This is a genomic window from Kribbella sp. NPDC050124, assembly GCF_044460355.1.
GTDB lineage: Bacteria > Actinomycetota > Actinomycetes > Propionibacteriales > Kribbellaceae > Kribbella.
Genome location: NZ_JBITJU010000009.1, coordinates 47,795 through 69,737 on the forward strand (window position 1 = coordinate 47,795; position 21,943 = coordinate 69,737).

A 21,943-nucleotide genomic window follows, 5' to 3' on the forward strand; every position below is an offset into this window, starting at 1 on the left:
AAGGTCCCGTCTGTCGCGGCAACCGGCACTCGGATCCGGCGGCATCCGTGGTCACGTGATGCCGGCCGGCCGCCACCAGGCGTCCTGACCGGGCGGCTCGGCCGCGGCCAGGGCGTCGGGGTCGGCGAGCAGTTCGTCCCGCCGCAGACCGGGGACGACGTGGTAATGGATCGAGCCCTTGACGGAGACCAGCTCGAGTACGCGCCACAGCGCGCGGGCGTACGCCACCGCCCGCTCCGGCCCGTCCCATTCGTAAAGACCGCGGTACGCCCCGGACTCGTCGTGTGCCAGCCACAGTTTGGAGACGAAGCCGTCGAAGCCGACGAACAGCGGGGTGTTCAGCCAGGACTCCCACCGGAACGCGGTGTGCCCCCAGCCGTGCACACCGCGCAGCCGGAACGTGACCACGAGGATGCAGGGATCGGCGGCCGATCGCTCGACCACCGTCTCGCGGTAGACGCGGCCATGCGAGCCGTCGGCGAAGGTCAGCCGCCGGCCGACGTTCTCGTGCGGCAGGTGGACCTGCCGGCGCGCCAACAGCACCACCGTGGCCGCAACACATCGCCCGACCCGGGCGAAGGCGGTGGCCCGGGGCAACGGATCTTGTTCTGCCATCTGTACCCCTGGTGACTCGTGCGTACCCAGCATGACCGCGCGTAGGCCGGGCGAGCAGGGCCCAATGTCCCGGACTTCGGGACATTGGGACCTGCAGGCCGACCCGCGATCGGCGGACGGTGAAAGTGGGAGGCTGATCGTGATGACAACATCTCCACAGACCGAAGAGACCAACGCCACGCTGGCCTGGCGGGCGATCTACTGGGGATTCCTCGCTTTGTTCGGCGTGGGCGCGTTCGTCCACCTCGGTCTCGCGCTGTTCAGCCCCGACTCCTACCAGCCGTTCGCCGACGAGGCACTGTTCGGCTGGGTGTACGACGGTTGGCAGAACGTCTTCCTGGCGGCGCCGACGCTCTGGGCGACAGCCCTGGGTGTGGGTGAGCTCCTGGTCGCCGTCCTCCTGGTCCGCTCGCGCCGGATCGGCTACGTCGCGGTGGTCGCCTTCCACCTCGCGCTGATGCTGTTCGGCTGGGGCTTCTGGCTGTGGTCCGTGCCGGCGCTCTGCTTCGCCGTGCCCGCGATGATTCACGAGTTCCGGGCCGCTCGTCAGCCGATCCGGTAGACCGAGCCGCCCCCGGAGATGCCGATCGATGCCTGCTGACCACCGACGTTCAGGTTGATGACGAACGTCGTACCCGACCAGCGCGTCGAGTACGTGACCCCGCCGGACGCGCGGACCGGGACCACGAACGACAGAATCGACGCCGACGTGCCGGATCGTGCGAGCATCAGCGTCGGCGCGGACTGCCGGACGTAGCTGCTCGGGTAGTGCCAGCCCTGGATCGGGTTCGTCTGCCCCTGCTTGACCAGGGTCGCCCCCGGTGGCAGCGCCTGCTTGAACGGGATTTGGAACACGACGGTCCGGGTCGAGTCACCCGGCCGCATCGCCACCGCCGTAGTCCGGGAGTAGACGCTCGCCCGCTGATCCGGCGGAAGATGCCACAACGTCTGGAAGGCCTGTGCGGTCCGCGCCGACGCGCGGTCCCAGGTGACGAGCAGGTCAGGGTTCTTCAGCACCAGGACCGACCGAACTCTGCTGATGCCGGTCCCCGGCGCATCGGCGAACTGGTAGGCCTCTGCGTTCGCCTTCACCGACGATCCGGTCAGCCTTGTCACCGGGTTCAGAGCCGCCGCCAAGGGTGTCGTCAGCACGCTGTGCCCGGCCGGACTCACCACCCAGGTGCGCCATACGCCGGCCGAGTACGCCGCGTATCCGCCGTCGATGACGATGTCCCGGCCCCGGGCCGTGTAGGTGATGCTGGTGTGGTCGAAGTGCCCGTGGAACGCCCGCGCCGGGCCGAACCTGATGCTGTACGTCGACTCACCCGCGAACCCCCTGGTCGCCTCGGTGCCCCAGCCCGTGCGGCCGAAGACGTAGCCGGCCGAGTAGATCCCGACCCGCCACGGCGGCACCGTGCCCTTCGTCCCCAGCGAGCCCGCGTACTCCATCGGCGTACCGGTCCACGGGTACGTCGCCTGGACCTGAGTGTCACCGATCTGGTGCAGCTTGCCCAGCGAGTTCGTCGCCAGCGCCAGCCACTTGGCCAGCAAGGCCCGTCGGGTCGCGATCGTCGTACCGGGATCGACGCCGCAGTTCAGCAGCGCGGTCGACGCCCGGCCCCACAACGAGTAGTTGAACGCCGCGTACCCGGTCGACTGTTCGTTGGTCGAGCCCTGCGCGTCGATCGACGTCGTGATGCCCTGTGCGAGGCGCTGCTGAGCGAGGTCCTTGTAGTCGGTCCGGTTCAGCGTGCAGCCGACTCCGAACAACGCGATGCTCTCGTCGGTGCCGTGGTTCCACGCTCCGCTCCAGTAGTTGGTGAGGAACCGCGCGTGGCTCAGCAGCGCGGTGTCGACCCAGGCGTAGCGAGTCGGCACAGCCGTGACCTGCAGACCGGACAGGATCGCCTGGCGCAGGCAGATGAGCACGTTGGTCCGATGCATGGTGGATTCCCACGCGCCGACGTTGCTCTTCCACGAGTACGGATTGTCCCGGTGCCAGTCGTACGCGATCGTGTTCACCCGGGTCAGTGCGGTCAGATCACCCTTGCCCGCCGCGACGATGCCCTGGCCGAGCCACCGCAGCGAGTGGAACCACATGTACCAGCTCGCGTTCTTGTACGGGTTCAGCGCCCAGTTGATGTTCCCGCCGCCATTACCGACCTTGTACGGCGCGTAGGGGCCCCAGGTGAACACGTCCTTGTACAGGTTGGCCAACGGGTTCGTGGTCTGCAAACCGCTGAACCCCGGGCACGCGTAGAAGGGCGCCGCGAGGGTCTGCACGGCAGCCGTCCCGACGTCCTGGGCCGGCGGCGCGGTCGGCGGAACGTACGGGCTGCGGCCCGGCACGAACTGCGCCTCCCCCGGCTCCGGCAGCTCCGGCAGAACCGTGATCCCCGGCGGATCCTCCACCGGTGCCGACGACGCCGTCGTCAGCGGCCCGGCAACCAATGCCAGAGCTGCACAACCCGCTGCCACCCCGGCCGATCCAATGAATCTCATCAGTCTTCCCCTCCCCCCTGAGTCGCCGCCGACGGGCGACGACTCCTTCGAGAGTCCGACTGGTATAGGACGGTTAGCAGAGACCAAGGTCCTGACCTGACGGGGACCTCGCGATCGCCTTTCGAGCCAAAAGGCCCGCCGACCTCACAGCACCCTGGCCACCCCTGGAATCCGGCTGATCAGCAGCCAGGCCACCTCGTACGAGCAACTGACGCCGCCGAGGGCGACGAGCAGGGCCTTGACCTCGGCGGGCACGCCGAGCGGGCGCAGCGCGAGCGCCAGTCCCAGCAGGAACAACGTCTGCAGCACGAAGGCGCCGTACGCGCTGCGACTCAGCCGCGGTCCACAGCGGTAGCTGCGGTGCAGCCGGCGCTGCGCCACGCTGAGAATCCACACCGACCCGAAGACCGTCAGTACGGCGTCGACAACAGCGAACGCGGCAGCCGGCCAGTGCCAGCCACCCGCCGCCTCCTCGACGGGGCGAGCGAAGAAGAGTGCTGCCAGCAGAGCGACCATGGCCCCGATGCCTACCAGCGTGAGCGCCCGGCACCGGCCTGCGAGGTTTTCTGGAACCGCAGTGGTCCAACCCTGGCGCGAGGCGGCGACACCGATGGCGAACGCGGCGATGCAAACCGGCCACTCCCAGAAGTTGAGGTCCGTGACGCCGCTCTCCGAGCCGTAGGGATAGACCAGCCTGATCGCGAACGAGGCCGGGGCCACGACGGCGGTTACCAGCAGCAACGTGCGTAGGGTGATTCGGCGGTTGCCGCCACGACGGTGCCAGGAGGCCCAGCCGGCGTACCCGAGGGAGAAGATCAGGAGTACGCCGACAAACCACAGTGGCCCGGTGTCGAGCCGGCCGGTGGCGAGGTACTCCGCCCAGAACGCCCCCGGCGCACTGCCCACCTGGTGGCGCAGACCATACGTCAGTGCCGGCTGCACCAGCAGGACGTACAGCGCGAACGGAACGCCGAGGCGCAGCAACCGGTCGCGGACGAAACGCGCGGTGCCCTTGCGCTCGAGCGACGGCGGTGTGAGCAGCCCGGCGACGAGGAACAGCAGAGCGATCAGGAAGAAGGCGAACGGGCTCAACAGCACCAACAGCACGACCTCGGTCGCGGGCGCCAGCGTGACCTCACGCAACTCCGTGTACGTCCACACCTCCAGGGTCGAGTAACCGAGGACGGCGTGGATGACGATGACGGCGGTGATCAGGACGACCTTGAGATTGTCCAGGTACGGTCGGCGCGACGACGCCCACTCCTCGAGCGAGACCCGGTCCCGCGAGGAGTTTCGCCCTGCCAGGTGCGCAGTCATGCCTTCATCGGTTCCCACGGCGTTCGGCCGGTGCGGCGGCGCTGCGTCGCACCGGCCGTTGCGGGGCACAGCTGGATCAGACCGGGTGGCCGGCACGGTCCAACCAGCCGGCGTGGTCAATCAGCTCCATGGCCAAGACGACCAGGATCGACCCCATGAAGAGTGCCAGCAGAAGCTCCGCCGCGGCAGTCTCCGCGAAGGCCAGCGCGACGACGCCCAGTGCGACGGACACCACCGCGATCCCGATCTCGATCTTGCCTAGCCGATCCCGCTTGGTGCCGTTCAGCAGCACCCCGAACGCCAGAACGCCCAGCAGCAGCCCGACCGCGGCCATGCCACGGGCATCCTCCACGAACGGCATGTCGCCGTCGATCAGGTAACCGACGTACGGGATGCCGATAGCGACGACCAGCAGCGTCGCCACAAGATCTCTTGCCGTCAGCTTCATCAACCTCACCTCCCTCCCGCACCTTCACCGTGCGCCCGCAGGCAGCCGGCAATCAGGGCCGAAGGTCCGCGATCGTCCCGCGAACGGCCCGCGCGGTCAGGCAGGCGCCACGACCTCGGAGTCGGCGCCACGGCCGCTGACGGCCGCCTTCCGGCGGGCAGCCGCACCCGGCTCGTTCGCCACCGTCACGCCGCCGAAGACAGCGACCGCATGGAGGTTCAGCCGCGCGGCATCGGCCGGGAGGCGGTCCGCCGATCCACTCAGGTCCTCGACACCGCCGAAGACCGACGTGCCCGACAGAGCCAGCCGCCATCGGGCCGGCAGCAGGACTTCCACCCCGCCGAAGAGCGCAACAGCATCGATATCTGCCTCGGCGTCGATCTCGGCATCGCGCAGGTCGAGAGTGGACGCGCCGAACACGGCCGTGGCGTCGGCCCTGCTCAGCCGGCCGGACAGCACCTTGGTCGTCGCCTCGCCGAACATCGCCCAGGCGGCTGCGTCGCGCGCCGGAGCGCGGAACTTCCGGAACAGTCCGTAACCCACCGCCGTCCCGACGACAACGGCCGAGGCAACCAGCACCACCCGGATTCGCCTCATGGCCCACTCCTTGACCGGGGTGGAGTGTACCACCCGACCCTACCGGCACTGCCGGAGGCGGGCGCCCGGTCTGCGGTACTCGGCGACCGGGCTGCGGCCGCACGCGACCGCTGTACCGAGCATCAGCCACTCGGCGCATGCTCAGCGGAGCCAGTCCACCACTCTCCGAAACAACCAGGCTGCAACGTGCCGGCGTCGCCGGTCGTGGGGCAGACTCTGGCCGCCGTGCGGAGCCCGTGGCCGACTCCGCCGTGGGGATCGACCGGCGGTCGAAGGTCTCGGTTCGGTCGGCGTACTGCGCGGCCTCGGCCGCGGTCGTGACAGTGATCAGCACCGCCGTCCCACCGGCCGCAGCCTCGCGCAAGAGGTTCGCCAACGCCAGCCGTCCGGACGCGTCGAGTTCGGCGGCCGGGTCGTCCAGCACAACCACTTCCGGACGGTGCATCAGAGCTTGTACGACGCCCAGCCTGCGCAACTGTCCGCGGGACAACTGGCCCATCGGCCGGTCCAGGTCCAGCCCGATCCGTTCGGCCAGCGTCACGGCGTAAGACGCCGAGCAGCCACGCACGGCGGCGCAGATGTCCAGCACGTCGCGCGAGCTCAGGGAGCCCATCGTCTCCAGGTCCTGGATCAGGAACCCGATCCGGCACTTCAGCTCAGCGTGGTCATCCACCGGGTCCAGGCCCAGCACTCGTGCCGACCCGGCGGCGGCCGCCGTCGCACCGACCAGCACCCGGCTCACTGTGCTCTTGCCGGCGCCGTTGGCGCCCACCAGGGCGACGATCTCGCCACGGCGAACGCGCAGCTCATCGAGCTCGACGCCATGGACCGACAGCTGACGAACCACGATGGCCGGGTCCCGCACGCTGCCGGTTGCGCCCTGCTCGATGCTGTTCATCGCCCTCTCCCGTCGGTCGACCCTGACGCCGAGTCTTCCGCCGTGGGGGTGACCTAGGACACAGTCCACGGCCCTCAATCGGCCGGGCCACAGGACCCCTGAACAGGTCCCTGCCGAAGGGCCATAGGTCCCGCCCAATCCGCGCGTTCTCCAGCGGCTCAGGAGTCGTGAACCACGGCGATCGGGCAGGTCGCGTGGTGGAGGACGCCGCGGGCGACCGAGCCCAGCAGCAGTGGCGACATCCGGTGCCGGCGATGGCCGCCCACCACCAGCAGCGGTGCGCGGCACTGGTCGGCGGCCGCCACGACGCGGTCGACCGGATGCCCGCGGTAAGCCACGGTCTCGATCGCGAGTCCGGTATACAGCTGCCGCCAGTGGTCGGCGGCAGCCTCCACCAATCGCCGGGCACCGTCGGCCCATTCGTCTTCGATTCGGGCAACCACTGCGGCATCCGAGCTGTACACGTTCGGCAGGTCCCAGGCATGCACCATCCGCAGCCGAGTATTCCGTTCGACAGCAGCCGTCGCCGCGAACTCGATCGCAGCGTCCTCCTCCGCCTTGTCGATGGCGACCACCACCGGGCCGGTACCTTCCTGGGGCTTCCAGCCGGTCGGCACGACCACCACCGGAACCGTCGCCTGATGGACCAGGGCCTCGGAGGTCGAACCGACCAGGAGACGCTGGAAGGTGCCCATCCCCCGCCGGCCGACGACAATCATCGAGCCGTCAGCCGCGATCTCGGCCAGCCGCTTGGCCGGCGATCCGACCGTCAGGTCCGCCTCGACGTCCAGGCCACCACCTCTGGACTTCAGCTCACGCCGGACGTCCTGGATCAGCTCCTTCGTCCGCTCGTCGATCACCGCCGGCTCCCAGTACGACGTCGACCGCAACCGGTCGTCGAACACATGCACCGCGCGAAGGGGCCCGTGCCGGAGGTTCGCCTCCTGCAGAGCCCACTCGAACGCCCCGGCGTCGCGCCACGAGTTGTCCACCCCGACGAAGATCGTGGATCTGCTCATGTCGATTCCTTTCGATCGGGACTCAGTCGAGGAGGACGTCGCTGATCGGCCGGCGTGGGGTCGGCGGTGCCGGCGGTCCGTAGCCGAACCGGATCACTGCCTGCGGCCGCCGCCAAGCACCCAGCGGGTCGTTGATGAGCCAGCGGAGCGCCTCGTGCTCGATCACCTGGTTCAGCAACGAGGTCGCGAGGCCCTGAACGGTCGCCTCGAGCAGCACCCGCTGCATCGCCTGCCCCGCTCGCAGCCACTCGACGGGGCCGTCGTATCGGGTGGACAGCACCGCGAGCTGCGGGTCACGCTCGAACTCCGCTACCATCCTGGACGCATCGGCCCGGGTCGCGGCGAGGTCCCGCGCCGGCGACCAGCCACCTGCGGCGCGCGGACCGAGCGCACTCGACGGGACACCATCGGCGGCCCGGTCACCACCGACCCACCTGCGCCGCTCCGCGGTCCGGTACGGATCCTCGTCGTCCGCCGCCGCTGCCTCGTTTGTAGCCAGCTGCAACCATTTCAGCCGGGCCGGCTGGGTCAGCCAGTCCAGTTCCGCCCGCTCGAGCCGCGCGGTCAGATCCAGCAGCGTGCGGACGTCGTCCGGAACCCGCCGGTCGGCGTACGGCTCGCGATTGGTCCGGCGCCGGAAGACGTACGGCGCGAGCAGCCGCAACTGCTCTGCTTCCGGGCCGCTCGCCGACAGGTCCAGCTCGGCGACCAGGTCCGGCCGGCGCCGGTCGATCACGCTACGGGCCACGGCCGTCATCCCCAGCCGGGCGGCGCCGACCCGCAGGTTAAGGATCGCCGCGCCCAGCGAAAGGAACAGCATCCGGCGCTCTGGGTCCTCGGCCGGAAGCTCACGTTCCCGGTCCCGGTGTACTTCCACGATCCAGCCCCGGAAGCGAAACCTCCACGGCTGGGAGTTGTGCATGGACGGCGCCGCGACCGCTGCCCGAAGCAGCTCGTCGCGGTCCCGCTCGCCCAGTCCCACCGTCATCGGCCGCCTCCGCTCAGGCTGGTGCCGTCACCCACGACGATGGCCCATCGGCAACGGGCCTGGGCAGGGCCCAAACACACCCGGGAACCAGGACCTTGGTCATGCTTCTGCGGTCGGTTGCGCCGGTAGCCATCGGGTCAACTGCCGTTCGGCGGCCGGTCCCACCGTGGTGAGGACCTTCGGCTCTGACCGTCCCGACCTGGCAGATCTGCAATGGAGGCAAGGAAGAGGGTGAGAGCAATGCTGATCAGGGACCTGATGTCCGCACCCGCCATCACGGTACTGGGCGAAACGCCGGTCAGCGAAGCCTTGCGGCTGCTGGACCAGCGCAAGATCACCGCGATGCCGGTGGTCGACCGCGACGGCCGTCTGGTCGGTGTGGTGAGCGAAGCCGATCTGATGCAGGACGCGTTGGAGCTGTCCGATCGCCTACCGTCCGCACCGATCTCGGTGTCGACCAGCGGGCGTTCACGCCGGGTCGCCGAGGTGATGGCACACCTGGTGGTGAGCGTGCACACCGACGACCAGCTGGACGACGCGATCGACGTGATGCGATCGACGATGGTGAAGAGTCTGCCCGTCGTCGAGGCGGACCGGGTGGTCGGCGTGATCAGCCGAAGCGACGTCATCCACCTACTGGCGGAGCGCGACGACCGGATCCGCGCCGAGGTCAACCATGCCCTACGGCAACGGAACCCCATCTGGCACGCCGAAGTCGACAGCGGAATCGTGAAGGTCACCGGCCCCGGCAACGAAGCCGACCGCCGTCAGGCGGAGGCCGTGGCCGATGCGGTCCGCGGCGTCGTCGCCGTACACATCACCTGATCGAGCGCCACCACCGCGGGGAGAAATGATGACCACACCGAACACCGGGTCAGGTGGACGACCTCCTGGCTCCGAGGACCGAAGGCTGCGGCGGCTGCGGGCGACTGCGGCTGTTGCGATCAGTACGGCGGCTGTGCTGCTGGCCGCCTTGGCGATCGTTCTGCTGCGTGGTGACGAGACCGTCCAGCCGGCGGGGCCGCCAACGGGCACCCCCACTCCGACGCCGACTGTGACGACCAGCAAGACACCCAGCGAGACGCCGACCGCCACACCAAGCACCCCGGCGCCGACGACCTCCACGCCGGTCACGTTCAAGTATCAGCCCCTGTGGCCGTTCGCCTCGGTGGCCGAGGCGCAGGCCTGGCAGGAGGCATATCGCTCCGGCGGTCATCAGCCTTGGCACCTGGACGCCGGCCGGACCGCGCTCGCCTTCACCACCGGGTACCTCGACTTCCCCGAGATCGACCGGGTGGTGTCCCGTTCGGTGCGAGGCTCCGAGGCCTGGGTGGCGGTCGGCTACCGCGATCCGAACGGCGAGCCCAGAGTGGCGGCAGTCCTGCACCTGGCTCGGATCGGGACCGGTGCCGACGCCCCCTGGGAGGTTGTCGGCAGCCGCGACACCACACTGTCCGTCGAGCGACCGGCGTACGGCGCGAAGGTGACTTCACCGATCACCGTCAGCGGCCGCATCACCGGGGTCGACGAGTCGATCGTGGTCGAGGTCCGGCAGCCGTCGAGCGCCCAGCCGATCGGCCGGGCCCCGGGCGTCCCCGCCGGCGGCGAGAACCAGCCGTGGTCCACGCGTGTCGGCTTCCGCGGTGCGACCGATCCGGCGCTGACGATCGTCGCGTTCACCGGCGGCCACCTGCAGCGCGTCGAACGCTTCGCTCTGACCGCGGCCCAGGACTGACGAGCGTCGCCACACCCTGAAGGTGGAGGAAACCATGCGTATCGAAGCGCGGTCAGTTCCCGCACAGCACACCGCAGTCATGAAGGCGACCCTGGATCGCGAGCAGCTGGGTTCCTGGATCCCGGCCGCGTTCGACCGTGTCGTCGCCTACCTGCGGGCGAAGGGCGTCGCCCCGCTGGGCATGCCGGTCGCCCGGTACCACCTGCTTCCGGACCACAGGTTCGACGTCGAGGTCGGGTTCCCCGTCGACGCCCGCATCACGGGCGACGAACACGTGGAGCCCTCCAGCCTTCCGGGCGGTGGCGTCGTCGTCGCCTGGCACATCGGCCCGTACGAGCGACTGGGCGAGACCTACGAAGCCGTGGACGAGTGGCTGAAAGCCCAGGGCGGGGTCCGCGCCGGCGATGCCTGGGAGGTCTACCACGACCCGCCGACCGGTGACCCCCAGTTCTGGCGGACCGAGGTCGTCCAGCCGTTCACCCGCGCCGCGGCCGCGGCGGAGCACCGCTGAGAGGAGCCATGAAGACCATCGTGGTCGGCGTGGCTGACAGCCCCGAGGCCGAGGCCGCGATCGAGTGGGGCGCGGCTGAGGCGGTTGTGACCGGCGCGCGGCTCAGGCTCGTGCACGCGTTCGTCTGGCCGATGTTCCCGGTCCCACTGGGCGGGAACGAGCTGGCGCCGGGACTGCGAGCCATGGCCGACAAGATCGTCGCCGGATCCAGGGAGTTCGCCCGCAAACTCGAGCCGGAGCTCGATGTCACCGCCGTACGCGTCGACGGATTCCCCGCTCCTGTCCTGCTGCGGGAGTCGCGCGACGCTGACCTGCTCGCGATCGGCAGCCGGGAGCTGGGCGCGACGATCGGTCTGCTGGCCGGCTCGACCGGGCTGGACCTCGCCGCACACGCACGGTGCCCGGTGGTCGTCGTACGCGCGGACTGGACTGAGTACGCCGGCGACCACGTCGTCGTGGGGTACGACGGGTCAGCTGCGGCCGAGGCCGCCCTCGCCTTCGGATCGGCGTTCGCCAGGTCGCACCGGGTCGCGTTGCGCATCGTCGCGGTGGAGCCACCGCACCACGATCGGCAACTGAGCCATCACGACCTGGCCACGGCAGTGCAGCGGCACGGCGATCCGGTCCCGGATCTCATCCATGTGACCGGGCACCCGGCGCAGCAGGTCCTGCAGTGGTCGTCCGACGCCGCGCTGATCGTGGTCGGCTCGCGCGGCCGGGGCGGATTCCGGGGGCTGGTTCTGGGATCGGTCAGCCAGGCCGTTCTGCACCATGCCCACTGCCCGGTTGCGGTCATCCCTCACCACCCAGCGCCCGGCACCTGATCTGCACCTGGGCGGGTGCGGCGTACTTGCCGTACCCGCCCAGCATCGCTGTCAGCGGCCGGCAGGTTCATGGACCACGGCGACTGGGCGGGTGGCGTGCTGCACGACGCCGCGCGCGACCGAGCCGAGCAGCATCGCGGGCAGCCGGTGTCGCCGGTGACTGCCGACGACGAGCAGTTGCGCGTCGTGCTGTTCCGCCGCCCGGACGATGCCGTCAACCGGGTGGCCGCGCCACACGTCGACGTCGATCGCGAGATCCGGGTACTTGGCTCGCCACTGCTCCGCGATCTGGTGGAACGTCCGGCGGACATCCGCGTCCCATTCCTCGACCAAGCCCGACGCGTTCACGACCTCCCAGCTGTACAGGTTCGGCAGGTCCCAGACGTGCACCAACCGCAGCGGCACGCGCCGCTCGGTCGCCTCGGTGACGGCGAACTCCATTGCCGCCTGATCGTCACCCGACTCGTCCAGCCCGATGACGACCGGCCCGTTGTGGTCAGCCGGTTTCCACTGGTCCGGAATCACGACGACGGGCACCGTCGCCCCGGCCGTCACGGCCTCGGACGTCGAACCGATCAGCAGCCGCCGGAACGCGCCGATCCCGCGCCTGCCGACGACCAGCATGCTTCCGCCGGTGGCCCGCCGGACCAGGGTTTCCGCCGGTGGCCCGACGACCAGATCCATCTCGTGGTCGAGCCTGCTCGGGCTGCTGTCGAGGTAGGCCTGAACCTCGCCGACCAACTGCATCGCGGCGTCGTCGATGAGGTTCGGTTCCCAGTACGGCGTACGCCGTACCCGCTCGTCGATCACGTGCAGCGCGTCCAGCGGCTCGTGCCGCAGTTCGGCCTCCTGCAGTGCCCATTCCAGTGCGCCGCTGGTGCGCCATGAAGCGTCGAGTCCGACGTGGATGACCGGTCTGACAGTTGCATTGTCCATGGCAGTTGCCCTTTCTTCTTCGCCTCACTTTGATCCTCCGGTCGGGCGTACGGCCTCGGCAGGGGCGCTTGTCACCGCTGTGGCAAGCCGAAAGCCCCGGGCCCGCCTGAACGGGACCTTCGGCTCTGTTCGGCACCCCCCGACGGCGCGCAGAGTCGAGCCATGACAGCTGTGACCGCGGCGCCGGTCCTCGGCGCTGTGCCGGACTGGGTTCTTCGTTTCGACGGATACGACCAGGCGGACGAGCGCCGGCGCGAGGCGCTGTGCGCGGTCGGCAACGGGTACTTCGCCAGCCGTGGAGCCTGGGCCGGGTCGGTGGCCGGAGACGGTCACTACCCCGGAACCTACCTGGCCGGCTACTACAACCGGCTGACCGATCAGATCGACCAGGTCGGTGTCGAGAACGAGAGCCTGGTCAACCTGCCCGACTGGCTCCCACTGACTGTCGCCGTCGACGACGATGAGTGGCTGACCCCGGACAACTGCGACGTCCTCGAGCACGACCAGGAACTCGACCTCCAGCGGGGCGTCCAGACCCGGCGATTCCGGCTGCGCGACCGGCTCGGCCGGGAGGTGCGCGGGGTCGAACGCCGCATCGCCAGCATGGCCGACCCCCATCTCGGTGGGCAGACCCTCGCCGTGACGGCCGTCAACTGGTCGGGCCGGATCCGGATCGGCTCCGCGGTGCACGGCGGCGTCACCAACTCCGGCGTCGAGCGCTACCGCAAACTCGCCGGCCGGCATCTCACCGACCTCACCCCCTTGGTTGCCGATGGCTACTTGATGGTGACCGCGACCACCTGCCAGTCCCGCCACCGGATCGCGGTCGGCACCAAGACGGTTGCCCTCCACAACGGGGTGCCAGTCGACTGGACCACGCGGACCGACAGCACGTCGGCGTACGCCGAGCTGACCGTCGAAGTGGCGGCGGGCGATGTGGTCAGTGCGGAGAAGCTCGCCGCGATCCACGGATCACGCGACGTGGGGATCTCGGAACCTGCGCTCGCCACCCGGATCGCGCTCGACAACGCGCCCGGATTCGAACAGCTCGCAGAAGCGCACACCTTGGCCTGGTCGCAGCTGTGGCAGCGCTTCTCCGTCGAGCTCGAGGAGCCGTTCGACGGTACGCTGGCCGCGCTCCGGCTGAACCTCTTTCACCTCCTGCAAACCTTGTCGCCGCACAGCATTGACGCCGATGCCGGCGTACCGGCGCGCGGCCTGCACGGAGAGGCGTACCGCGGGCACGTGTTCTGGGACGAGCTGTTCGTCTTCCCGGTCCTCACCCTGCGGATCCCCGAACTCACCCGTGCACTGCTGCGCTACCGGTGCCGCCGGCTACCTGCCGCCCGGCTGGCGGCACGGCAGAGCGGCTACCCCGGCGCGATGTTCCCGTGGCAGTCCGGCAGCGACGGCCGCGAGGAGAGCCAGCGACTTCATCTCAACCCGCTGTCCGGACGCTGGACCGAGGACGCGACCTTCCGGCAGCGGCACGTCGGACTCGCGGTCGCCTACACCATCTGGCAGTACGTCGAGGCCACCGGCGACGTCGAGTTCCTCAGCGACCACGGCGCCGAGGTCATCGTGGAGGTCGCCCGATTCTTCGCCGCGCTGGCCGAGTACGACGCCGGCCGCGACCGCTACGTGATCAGGGGCGTCGTCGGCCCGGACGAGTTCCACACCAGCTATCCCGGCCGGCCGGATCCAGGGATCGACAACAACGCCTACACCAACGTGATGGCGGTCTGGCTGTTCGACGCGGCGGCCCGTGCGCTCGACCGGCTGCCACCCTGGCGGCGAACCGAGCTCATCGACCTGCTCGCGCTCGGCCAAGCCGAACGCAACCGGTGGGACGAGCTCACTCGCCGGATGTACGTGCCGTTCCACGACGGCGTGATCAGCCAGTTCGAGGGCTACGAACGACTCGAGGAGCTGGACTGGCCGCAGTACCGGCACAAGTACGGCGACATCCGGCGGCTGGACCGGATCCTCGAGGCAGAGGGTCGCGACGTGACGTCGTACCAGGTGTCCAAGCAGGCCGACGTCCTGATGCTGCTCTACCTGCTGCCGCGCCGGGACCTGTACAGGCTGATGGAACGACTCGGGTATCCGTTGTCCGCAGACATCCTTCGCTCGACCGTCGAGTACTACCTCGCCCGGACCTGTCACGGTTCGTCCCTGAGCGCCGTCGTCCACGCCTGGGGCCTGGCGACCATCGATCCGGACCGCGCGCTGGCCTTCCTGGAGCAGGCGCTGCACAGCGACGCCGGCGACGCGACCCAGACCGGGACCACTGCCGAAGGCATCCACCTCGCGGCGATGGCCGGCAGCGCCGACCTCGTCCAGCGCTGCTTCACCGGCCTGACCACCACCAACGACGTACTGCGGTTCGGCCCCCGGTGGCCGGCCAAGCTCGGAGCACTCCGGATGGTCCTGCGCTACCGCGGTCATCGGTTGGTCGCCGAGATCTCGACCAAGAGCGTCAGCCTGACCGTCGACGCCGAACCCGGCCCAGCCATCGCCGTCCGCTGCTACGGCCGAACCCGCCTGCTACGCCCTGGCGACGCACACACCTGGACGCGCCCGGACTGAGTCACTGCGCCACCATCGTCACGTCTCCCGGTGCAGACTGCGACCCCGGCAGGGCCTTCGGCCCGGTTCCCGCCGTACCTTCGCCCCTACAGCCAGGCTGGTCCCGGGCGCAGGCTTGAGCAGTGAGAACGCGATCAGCCGGGCGTCGTGCCGTGGAGGCGAGTGCGAGCCCGCGCGTGCCGGATCCGCTGCTGGAGACCGCGGCGGAGCACGCGTCTGTGTCCGTGCCGGTCGCCGCGCCCGAAGACACTGTCGGTGCGGTTCTGCACGGGATGCTCGGCCGTCGGTTCGACAGTGCCGCAGTCGTCGCAGTCTGCGCCGGCGATCGACTCGTCGGGGTCGTCACGATCGAACGGCTGCTGGCGGCCGACCCTGATCTCCCGCTGCGGGCGGTGATGGATCCCGCCCCGCCCACAGTTGCCCCCGGCACCGATCAGGAGCAGGCCGCCTGGCAGGCCGTGAAACACGGCGAACCCGGGCTCGCCGTTGTCGACCGGACCGGTCGCTTCCGCGGACTGATCGCACCACAGCGACTGCTGGCAGTCCTGCTGACCGAGCACGACGAGGACATGGCCCGGCTGGGCGGGTACCTCCGTACCACCGCCGAGGCACGCACGGCCAGCACCGAGCCGGTCTCCCATCGGTTGTGGCACCGGCTCCCCTGGCTGCTGGTCGGACTCGCCGGCGCACTCGCTGCCGCCGGGATCGTCGGCGCGTTCGAGCAGGCGCTGGAACGCGCCGTACTGGTCGCGTTCTTCGTCCCCGGTGTGGTGTACATCGCCGACGCGGTCGGCACCCAGACCGAAGCGCTGGTGATTCGCGGACTGTCGGTCGGGGTGGGGATCCGCCGGATCGTCGTCCGCGAGACCCTCACCGGCCTGCTCGTCGGCGCGCTGCTCGGCGTCCTGGCGGCGCCGGCGATCTGGCTGCTGTGGAACGACCTCGAACTCGCCGTGGCCGTCGGCCTGGCCGTCTTCGCCGCATCGTCCATCGCAACCCTGATCGCGATGGCGTTGCCCTGGCTGTTCGCCCGCCTCGGTGCGGATCCCGCCTTCGGGTCCGGACCGCTGGCGACGGTGATCCAGGACCTGCTCTCGATCGCGATCTACTTCGCAGCGATCACACTGGTGACGATGTGATCCACCCGGGCCGAGAGGCCCTGCGTTTCAAGGCCATCCGGCCGCAGCGGACGGCGGGACGACCTGCGCAGGATGAACTGGAGGCACTCTGGGCTGCCTAGGGAGGAGAAGGGCCGATGTCCGAGAAAGTGTTGGTGGCCTACGCCACCCGGATGGGCGCGACCGCCACCATCGCGGCGGCGATCGGCGCAGAGCTGCGCAGGGCCGGCCACGAGGTGGAAGTCCACGAGGTCACCGACGTCAAGGCCGTCAGCGAGTACGGCGCCGTCGTGGTCGGCAGCGCCATCTACTTCGGCCGCTGGCGCCCTGAGGCCGTGCGGTTCCTCCGCGATCACGCGCGCGAGCTGCGCAGCCGGCCGGTCTGGCTGTTCCACAGCGGCCCGATCGGGCCTGGCCGGGATGTGCCGCAGACGGTCCCGTCCGACGTCGATCGGCTGGCGGCGAAGATCGGTGCGCGACCGGTGAGGACATTCTCCGGGAACCTCCAGCCGGACACTGCGGCCGGAGGCCGCGCGCGCCGGGCCCGGGTCGACACCATGGTCGGCGACGCCCGCGACTGGCCGCAGATCCGCACCTGGGCCGACGAGATCGCAGCCGCCCTGTCATGACCGACCTGCTGGTGGTCGGTGCTGGGCCGACCGGGCTCACCACGGCTCTGCAGGCGGCCGCACACGGAGCCACCGTTCGCGTCGTGGAGCGACGGCCGGACGCGTTCCGGCCGTCGCGGGCCCTGATCGTGCACCCGCGAACACTCGAGTGTCTCCGGCCGCTCGGCGTGACCGGAGAACTGCTCGACCGAGGCGACATCTCACCGCGCGCAGAGCTCCACCTGGGCCACCGGCGGGTGTCGATCGAACTGTCCGGCCTCGACCTTCCCGACACCGCCTTCCCGCATCTCACGTTGGTACGGCAGTCCGATGTCGAGGCAGTCCTGGCGCAGGCCTTGACCCGGCGTGGCGTGGAGATCGAGCGCGGAGCCGAGCTGACCGACGTCGCATTCGCCGGCCACGGCGACGACCTGGTACGAGCCACACTCCGGTCGGCGACTGGCACCGAGGAGACGACGTGCCGGTTCGTGGCCGGCTGCGACGGCCCGGACAGCACGGTCCGAGGCCTGGCCGGGATCGGCTGGCGAGGTGCGTCGTACCGCGAGGAGGTCGTTCTCGCCGACGTCGAACTGACCGGCGACCTCTCCCCCGGCGTCGTCCATGTCGCCGCCGGACGCAATGGGCTGCTGTTCGTCTTCTCGCTCGGCGAAGGCGCGACGTGGCGGGTACTCGCGACCCGCCCGATCCACGGAGCACCTGATGCCGCGTTCGGGCAACCAGGTGGCGACGTCCCGGCGCCGGAACTGCAGCACTTGATCGACGACTCCGGACTGACTGCCGCCATCGAAGAGCTCAGGTGGTCGGCCAGGGTCCGGTTGCAGCACCGCCTGGCCGCGGCGTACCGGTACCGGCGGCTCTTCCTGGCGGGTGATGCCGCGCACACGCATTCGCCCGCCGGTGGGCAGGGTATGAACATCGGAATCCAGGACGCGGTCAACCTCGGCTGGAAGCTCGCGTACGCCGCCGGCCGCGAACGATGCTCCGAGTTGCTGGACTCCTACGACCGCGAGCGCAGGCCGGTCGCCCGCAAGGTGCTGGCGATGACGCATCTCATCTTCTTCGCCGAGGCGTCGACGCACCCACTGCCGGCCTTCCTCCGAGGGACGTTGGCTCCCTTGGCTGCGCCGGCGGTGCCTGTGCTGATGCGGCGGCAGCTGCTGGCCGAAGGGATCCGCACCCTGTCTCAGCTCCGGGTCAACTACCACGGCAGCCCACTCTCGCAGGTCGGCACAGCTCCGGCGGACCGGCAGCTCCAGCCGGGTGATCGGTTGCCGGACGCAACGGTGACCTGTGACGGCCGCACGGTCCGGTTGCACGAACTGACGGCCAGTCCCGGAATCCACCTCCTGCTCTCCCGCGACGCCGATCAGCCGGACCCCGTCGGCCCGCGGGTCCACGTTCATCGCCTGACCAGCCGACCGGGTCACGACGTCGTCGCCGTCCGCCCCGACGGCTACGTCGGCCTCCACACCGGGCCGGCCGATCCCGCCGTACTCCGCTCCTGGCTCGACCTCGTCGGAGCCCCTTGCGAGAGCCGGGACCTCGGCGCATCGTCGTACTGATCGACAACTCGTGGGGAGGCTTGGATGACCTCGGCGATCTCGGTGAACGGGCTGGTGAAGACGTTCGGGCCGACGCGGGCGCTGGACGGGCTGGACCTGGACGTGGCGACCGGCGAGGTGCACGGATTTCTCGGACCGAACGGCTCGGGCAAGACGACCACGATCCGGATCCTGCTCGGGCTGCTGCGCGCGGACGCCGGCACGGTCCGGCTGCTCGGCGGCGATCCCTGGACGGACGGCGTCGCGCTGCGGGCCCGGCTGGCGTACGTGCCGGGTGATGTCACCTTGTGGCCGGGGATCACCGGCGGCGAGGTGATCGACCTGATGGGCAAGCTGCGCGGGCGGCTGGACCGGCGCCGTCGCGACGAGCTGCTCGAGCGGTTCGACCTCGATCCGCGCAAGAAGGCCGGCACCTACTCGAAGGGCAACCGGCAGAAGGTCGGGCTGATCGCAGCGCTCACCTCGGACGCGGAACTGCTGCTGCTCGACGAGCCGACCTCCGGCCTGGACCCGCTGATGGCGTCGGAGTTCCAAGGCTGCATCGAGGAGGTGAAGGCCGAGGGCCGCACCGTTCTGCTGTCCAGCCACATCCTGGCCGAGGTCGAGGCACTGTGCGACCGAGTCAGCTTGATCAGGCTCGGCCGGACCGTGGAGAGCGGCACGCTGACCGAGCTTCGGCACCTGACCCGAACCTCGATCTCGGTCGAGACGGTGGGTCCGCTCGACGGGATCACGACCCTGCCCGGCGTGCATGATCTGGCCGTCGACGGCCACCGCGCGGCGTTCGACGTGGACGCCGCGCACCTCGACGAGACCATCCGGCACTTGTCCGCTCTCGGTGTCCGCAGCCTGACCAGTTCGCCGCCGACGCTGGAGGAGTTGTTCCTCCGCCACTACGACAGCGATTCCACGTCGTGAGCACGGCGGCGGGAACCGGCACTCTGCTGCGCTTCATGCTGTGGCAGGAACGCCGCAGTCTCCCGTGGTGGCTGCTCGGCGCGGGCCTGCTGCTGGGCTTTCAGTCGGTCGGCAGCCAGGACCTGTACGACACACCCGAGAAGCTTGCCGCCCTCAGGCAGACGATGACCGGCAACACGGCGGTGCTCGCGATGAGCGGTCCCGAACGGCTGCTCGGCACGATCGGCGGAGAGGTCGTCTTCGAGGTGTTCGCGTTCCTCGCGATCGTGATCGGGTTGATGAACATGTTCCTGGTCGGGCGGCACACCCGGACCGACGAGGAGACCGGCCGCGGCGAGCTGATCAGATCGACGCGGGTCGGCCGGCGCGCCCCGCTGGTGTCCGCACTGTGGCTCGCCGTACTCGCGGACCTGGCCGTCGCGCTCGTGCTCTTCGCCGTGGCCGCCGGCACCGGTCTGCCACTCGGCGGTTCCGTGGTGCTCGCCGCAGCGGGTGCTGGGGTCGGCATCGCCTTCGCCGGTCTGACGGCGGTGGCAGTGCAAGTGTTCGAGAACCCCCGGTCGGTGTACGGCGCGGTCGGCGTCGCAATCGGCGTCGCCTTCGTGCTGCGAGCCGCCGGCGACGTCGGCAATCCCTTCTGGTCATGGCTTTCCCCAATCGGCTGGGGTCAGCGCACCTATCCCTACACCGGCGACCGGTGGTGGCCGCTGGCCTTGCCGGTGGTCCTCGGTGCCGTCCTGGTGTGGGCAGCGCTGGCATTGCTGGAACGGCGCGACTTCGGAGACGGCTTGCTGCCGTATCGGCAAGGCCGGGCGACAGCCTCCTGGGCGCTGGGCTCACCGCTCGGGCTGGCCTGGCGCCTCCAGCGCGGTTCGATCATCGGCTGGACGGCGGGCCTGCTCGTGCTCGGCGTCGCGTACGGCTCGTTCACCGACTCCATCCGGGACTACGTCGCCGACAACCCCGAGATCGCCGACTTCCTGCCCGGTGGCGCCGCCGACGTGGTGAACTCGTACCTCGCTCTGGTCATCCTGTTCTGCGCACTGCTCGCCTCGGCGTCGGCCGTGGCCGGCGCGATGCGGGCTCGGCACGAGGAGACGTCCGGCCGGGCCGAGCCGGTGCTGGCCACCAAGGTCAGTCGCTGGTCCTGGCTCGGCGGTCACGTCATCGTCGCCCTGATCGGCGGCACACTCGCTCTGGCCGCTGCCGGTCTCGGTCACGGCCTGGCGTACGGCATCGCCATCTCCGACCCCGGACAGCTTGCCCGCTTGACCGGAGTCGCTCTCGTCCATCTGCCCGCCGTCTGGCTCGTGGTCGCGATCGCCGTACTGGCCATCGGCTGGATACCGCGAGCCGCGGGAGTGGTGGCCTGGACAGTCGTCGGCTACTGCGGTGTGATCGCGGTCTTCGCGGAGTCCTTCCATCTGCCTGACTGGTCACGCCAGGCCTCGCCGTTCGTCCACGTCCCGAACGCCCCGCTGGACGCCGTCACAGCCGCCCCGCTCGTCGTAGTGAGCGGCTTGGCAGCGGCCGTCCTCATGGCCGGCTTCCTGGGCCTCACCCGCCGCGACTTCGGCTACTGATCAGACCACCCGACCGACACCGGGCACCCAGTTGATCAGCAACCGAGCGAGTGCGAAGGAGGCCCAGATTCCACCGCCGGCCAGCAGCACAGCCTTCACTTCGGCCGCCGCCGGAACCGGCCGCAGCAGGACCGCCAGCCCGATCAGAACCACAGCCTGGACGATGAACGCGCCGTACGCGCTGCGAGTGACCACCGGGCCCACCCACGGCAACCTGCGGTCGAGATGCCGCTGCGCGAGTCCGAGCAACCACACCGGCCCGAAGACCGTCAGCGGACTCGTGAGAGTGGCAAACACCAGGGCGACCCAGTTGGCGCCGCCGCGCCAGACCTCGTCGTCGACGAGCCCGGCAGCGACTCCGGCAGCCATGACCGCGACCAACACGCCGGCCGCGGTCAGTGTCACGGTCCGGCAGCGCCGTACCAGCTGCTGCGGGACAGCCTGCAGCCAACCCTGTTCGGATGCGGCGATTCCCAGGCCGAACATCGCCGCGCAGACCGGCCACTCCCAGAAGTTCAGGCCCGACACCAAGCCTTCGTCACCGATCCTGAACAGCAGCCGAAGCCCGTACGTCGCCGGCGCCACCACTGCCGCGAGCACGAGCAAGTGGATGAGCGTGACCTCTCGCGCCCTGGGCCGAGGCCGTCGAACGGCGGCCCAGGCCGCGTAGCCGAGTGAGAAGAGCAGCAGCACGCCGACGAACCATAGCGGGCCCATGTCGAGCTGAGCCGGCTCGCCGAGAAACTCCTTCAGGTACGAGCGCTTCGCCACGCCGAATCGGTGTTCGAGGGCGTACACCACCGGCGGCTGCAGCAGCGCGACGTACACGGCGAAGGGCAGACCGAGCCGTAGTAGGCGGCTGCCGGCATAGGCCTTCGCGCCCTTGCGCTCGAGCGAAGGAACCGCGACCAGACCGGCGACCAGGAACAGGAGTGGGATCATCAGCAGCCCGAACGGGCCGACGACCAGGAACAAGACGATCTCGGTGACCGGCGCGAGGGACACCTCGCGCACCTCGGTGTACCACCAGACGTCGAAGCCGCCGGCATAGCTCAGCACGGCGTGCAAAGCGATGATCACCGCGATGACGACGACCTTCAGATTGTCCAGGTAACGGCACCTCACAAGGTCAGGCTCTGATCCTTGCCACCCGA

General features: G+C 69.8%; 20 protein-coding genes and 1 pseudogene. 11 read left to right on the top strand and 10 right to left on the bottom strand.

What is annotated here, in order from left to right; all coding sequences use genetic code 11:
* Nucleotides 1-51: 51 nt before the first annotated feature.
* The gene (locus ACIBL3_RS21600; RefSeq protein ID WP_396355291.1) at nt 52-615 is read right to left on the bottom strand and encodes a hypothetical protein; all 564 of its coding nucleotides are present in this window, start codon (nt 613-615) and stop codon (nt 52-54) included.
* 142 nt (nt 616-757) lie between these two features.
* Between ACIBL3_RS21600 and ACIBL3_RS21605 the strand changes: the two genes are divergently transcribed.
* Nucleotides 758-1,177 (top strand): hypothetical protein, encoded by a 420-nt coding sequence (locus ACIBL3_RS21605; RefSeq protein WP_396355292.1) that lies wholly within the window; start codon nt 758-760, stop codon nt 1,175-1,177.
* On the opposite strand, the gene ACIBL3_RS21610 is transcribed toward ACIBL3_RS21605, so the two are convergent.
* From ACIBL3_RS21610 to ACIBL3_RS21640, 7 genes and pseudogenes are all read right to left on the bottom strand, one after another.
* Nucleotides 1,162-3,117, bottom strand: coding sequence for a heparinase II/III family protein (locus ACIBL3_RS21610; RefSeq protein ID WP_396355293.1), 1,956 nt, complete (start codon nt 3,115-3,117; stop codon nt 1,162-1,164). The genes ACIBL3_RS21605 and ACIBL3_RS21610 overlap by 16 nt on opposite strands.
* A 144-nt stretch (nt 3,118-3,261) precedes the next feature.
* A complete protein-coding gene (locus tag ACIBL3_RS21615) occupies nt 3,262-4,434 on the bottom strand; it encodes an acyltransferase (RefSeq protein ID WP_396355294.1) in 1,173 nt (390 codons plus the stop codon).
* Between the two features lie 76 nt (nt 4,435-4,510).
* Nucleotides 4,511-4,882: a hypothetical protein gene (locus tag ACIBL3_RS21620; RefSeq protein ID WP_396355295.1), complete on the bottom strand. Its 372-nt coding sequence runs from the start codon at nt 4,880-4,882 to the stop codon at nt 4,511-4,513.
* 96 nt (nt 4,883-4,978) lie between these two features.
* Entirely contained in the window at nt 4,979-5,479 is a 501-nt protein-coding gene (locus ACIBL3_RS21625) for a hypothetical protein (RefSeq protein WP_396355545.1), read from the bottom strand.
* Nucleotides 5,480-5,945: 466 nt separating this feature from the next.
* Nucleotides 5,946-6,377: pseudogene (locus tag ACIBL3_RS21630) on the bottom strand (ATP-binding cassette domain-containing protein); the annotation flags it as partial.
* 158 nt (nt 6,378-6,535) lie between these two features.
* Nucleotides 6,536-7,396 carry a universal stress protein gene (locus tag ACIBL3_RS21635; protein WP_396355296.1) on the bottom strand — a complete coding sequence of 287 codons (861 nt, stop codon included), beginning with the start codon at nt 7,394-7,396 and terminating at the stop codon, nt 6,536-6,538.
* Between the two features lie 22 nt (nt 7,397-7,418).
* Nucleotides 7,419-8,384 carry an Acg family FMN-binding oxidoreductase gene (locus ACIBL3_RS21640; RefSeq protein ID WP_396355297.1) on the bottom strand — a complete coding sequence of 322 codons (966 nt, stop codon included), beginning with the start codon at nt 8,382-8,384 and terminating at the stop codon, nt 7,419-7,421.
* Nucleotides 8,385-8,624: 240 nt separating this feature from the next.
* Here ACIBL3_RS21640 and ACIBL3_RS21645 point away from each other — a divergent pair, with 240 nt between their 5' ends.
* Genes ACIBL3_RS21645 through ACIBL3_RS21660 form a run of 4 tightly spaced genes read left to right on the top strand, consistent with a single transcriptional unit; the run spans nt 8,625 to nt 11,454 of the window.
* Nucleotides 8,625-9,209: a CBS domain-containing protein gene (locus ACIBL3_RS21645; protein WP_396355298.1), complete on the top strand. Its 585-nt coding sequence runs from the start codon at nt 8,625-8,627 to the stop codon at nt 9,207-9,209.
* Nucleotides 9,210-9,237: 28 nt separating this feature from the next.
* The gene (locus tag ACIBL3_RS21650) at nt 9,238-10,119 is read left to right on the top strand and encodes a hypothetical protein (protein ID WP_396355299.1); all 882 of its coding nucleotides are present in this window, start codon (nt 9,238-9,240) and stop codon (nt 10,117-10,119) included.
* 34 nt (nt 10,120-10,153) lie between these two features.
* Nucleotides 10,154-10,630 (top strand): GyrI-like domain-containing protein, encoded by a 477-nt coding sequence (locus tag ACIBL3_RS21655; protein WP_396355300.1) that lies wholly within the window; start codon nt 10,154-10,156, stop codon nt 10,628-10,630.
* Nucleotides 10,631-10,638: 8 nt separating this feature from the next.
* Nucleotides 10,639-11,454, top strand: a complete 816-nt coding sequence (locus tag ACIBL3_RS21660) for a universal stress protein (protein ID WP_396355301.1) — start codon at nt 10,639-10,641, stop codon at nt 11,452-11,454.
* A gap of 51 nt (nt 11,455-11,505) precedes the next feature.
* On the opposite strand, the gene ACIBL3_RS21665 is transcribed toward ACIBL3_RS21660, so the two are convergent.
* Nucleotides 11,506-12,390, bottom strand: coding sequence for a universal stress protein (locus ACIBL3_RS21665; protein WP_396355302.1), 885 nt, complete (start codon nt 12,388-12,390; stop codon nt 11,506-11,508).
* Nucleotides 12,391-12,552: 162 nt separating this feature from the next.
* On the opposite strand from ACIBL3_RS21665, the gene ACIBL3_RS21670 reads away from it, so the two are divergent.
* The 6 genes from ACIBL3_RS21670 (at nt 12,553) to ACIBL3_RS21695 (ending at nt 20,789) form a co-directional block, all read left to right on the top strand.
* Complete coding sequence (locus ACIBL3_RS21670; RefSeq protein ID WP_396355303.1) at nt 12,553-14,979, top strand: glycoside hydrolase family 65 protein; 2,427 nt, start codon at nt 12,553-12,555, stop codon at nt 14,977-14,979.
* 122 nt (nt 14,980-15,101) lie between these two features.
* Entirely contained in the window at nt 15,102-16,118 is a 1,017-nt protein-coding gene (locus tag ACIBL3_RS21675) for a magnesium transporter (RefSeq protein ID WP_396355304.1), read from the top strand.
* A gap of 116 nt (nt 16,119-16,234) precedes the next feature.
* Entirely contained in the window at nt 16,235-16,726 is a 492-nt protein-coding gene (locus ACIBL3_RS21680; protein WP_396355305.1) for a flavodoxin domain-containing protein, read from the top strand.
* Nucleotides 16,723-18,288, top strand: coding sequence for an FAD-dependent monooxygenase (locus tag ACIBL3_RS21685; protein ID WP_396355306.1), 1,566 nt, complete (start codon nt 16,723-16,725; stop codon nt 18,286-18,288). The genes ACIBL3_RS21680 and ACIBL3_RS21685 overlap by 4 nt, the downstream gene beginning before the upstream one ends.
* Before the next feature lie 24 nt (nt 18,289-18,312).
* Nucleotides 18,313-19,206 carry an ATP-binding cassette domain-containing protein gene (locus tag ACIBL3_RS21690; RefSeq protein WP_396355307.1) on the top strand — a complete coding sequence of 298 codons (894 nt, stop codon included), beginning with the start codon at nt 18,313-18,315 and terminating at the stop codon, nt 19,204-19,206.
* Nucleotides 19,203-20,789, top strand: a complete 1,587-nt coding sequence (locus ACIBL3_RS21695) for an ABC transporter permease (RefSeq protein ID WP_396355308.1) — start codon at nt 19,203-19,205, stop codon at nt 20,787-20,789. The genes ACIBL3_RS21690 and ACIBL3_RS21695 overlap by 4 nt, the downstream gene beginning before the upstream one ends.
* Here the strand turns inward: ACIBL3_RS21695 and ACIBL3_RS21700 are convergent, their stop codons facing one another.
* Nucleotides 20,790-21,914: an acyltransferase family protein gene (locus tag ACIBL3_RS21700; RefSeq protein WP_396355309.1), complete on the bottom strand. Its 1,125-nt coding sequence runs from the start codon at nt 21,912-21,914 to the stop codon at nt 20,790-20,792.
* Nucleotides 21,915-21,943 lie beyond the last annotated feature (29 nt).

Coding starts and splice junctions, on each gene's coding strand:
- ACIBL3_RS21600 (WP_396355291.1), bottom strand. CDS start 615: ATGGCAGAACAAGATCCGTTGCCCCGGGCCACCGCCTTCGCCCGGGTC.
- ACIBL3_RS21605 (WP_396355292.1), top strand. CDS start 758: ATGACAACATCTCCACAGACCGAAGAGACCAACGCCACGCTGGCCTGG.
- ACIBL3_RS21610 (WP_396355293.1), bottom strand. CDS start 3,117: ATGAGATTCATTGGATCGGCCGGGGTGGCAGCGGGTTGTGCAGCTCTG.
- ACIBL3_RS21615 (WP_396355294.1), bottom strand. CDS start 4,434: ATGACTGCGCACCTGGCAGGGCGAAACTCCTCGCGGGACCGGGTCTCG.
- ACIBL3_RS21620 (WP_396355295.1), bottom strand. CDS start 4,882: ATGAAGCTGACGGCAAGAGATCTTGTGGCGACGCTGCTGGTCGTCGCT.
- ACIBL3_RS21625 (WP_396355545.1), bottom strand. CDS start 5,479: ATGAGGCGAATCCGGGTGGTGCTGGTTGCCTCGGCCGTTGTCGTCGGG.
- ACIBL3_RS21635 (WP_396355296.1), bottom strand. CDS start 7,396: ATGAGCAGATCCACGATCTTCGTCGGGGTGGACAACTCGTGGCGCGAC.
- ACIBL3_RS21640 (WP_396355297.1), bottom strand. CDS start 8,384: ATGACGGTGGGACTGGGCGAGCGGGACCGCGACGAGCTGCTTCGGGCA.
- ACIBL3_RS21645 (WP_396355298.1), top strand. CDS start 8,625: ATGCTGATCAGGGACCTGATGTCCGCACCCGCCATCACGGTACTGGGC.
- ACIBL3_RS21650 (WP_396355299.1), top strand. CDS start 9,238: ATGACCACACCGAACACCGGGTCAGGTGGACGACCTCCTGGCTCCGAG.
- ACIBL3_RS21655 (WP_396355300.1), top strand. CDS start 10,154: ATGCGTATCGAAGCGCGGTCAGTTCCCGCACAGCACACCGCAGTCATG.
- ACIBL3_RS21660 (WP_396355301.1), top strand. CDS start 10,639: ATGAAGACCATCGTGGTCGGCGTGGCTGACAGCCCCGAGGCCGAGGCC.
- ACIBL3_RS21665 (WP_396355302.1), bottom strand. CDS start 12,390: ATGGACAATGCAACTGTCAGACCGGTCATCCACGTCGGACTCGACGCT.
- ACIBL3_RS21670 (WP_396355303.1), top strand. CDS start 12,553: ATGACAGCTGTGACCGCGGCGCCGGTCCTCGGCGCTGTGCCGGACTGG.
- ACIBL3_RS21680 (WP_396355305.1), top strand. CDS start 16,235: ATGTCCGAGAAAGTGTTGGTGGCCTACGCCACCCGGATGGGCGCGACC.
- ACIBL3_RS21685 (WP_396355306.1), top strand. CDS start 16,723: ATGACCGACCTGCTGGTGGTCGGTGCTGGGCCGACCGGGCTCACCACG.
- ACIBL3_RS21690 (WP_396355307.1), top strand. CDS start 18,313: ATGACCTCGGCGATCTCGGTGAACGGGCTGGTGAAGACGTTCGGGCCG.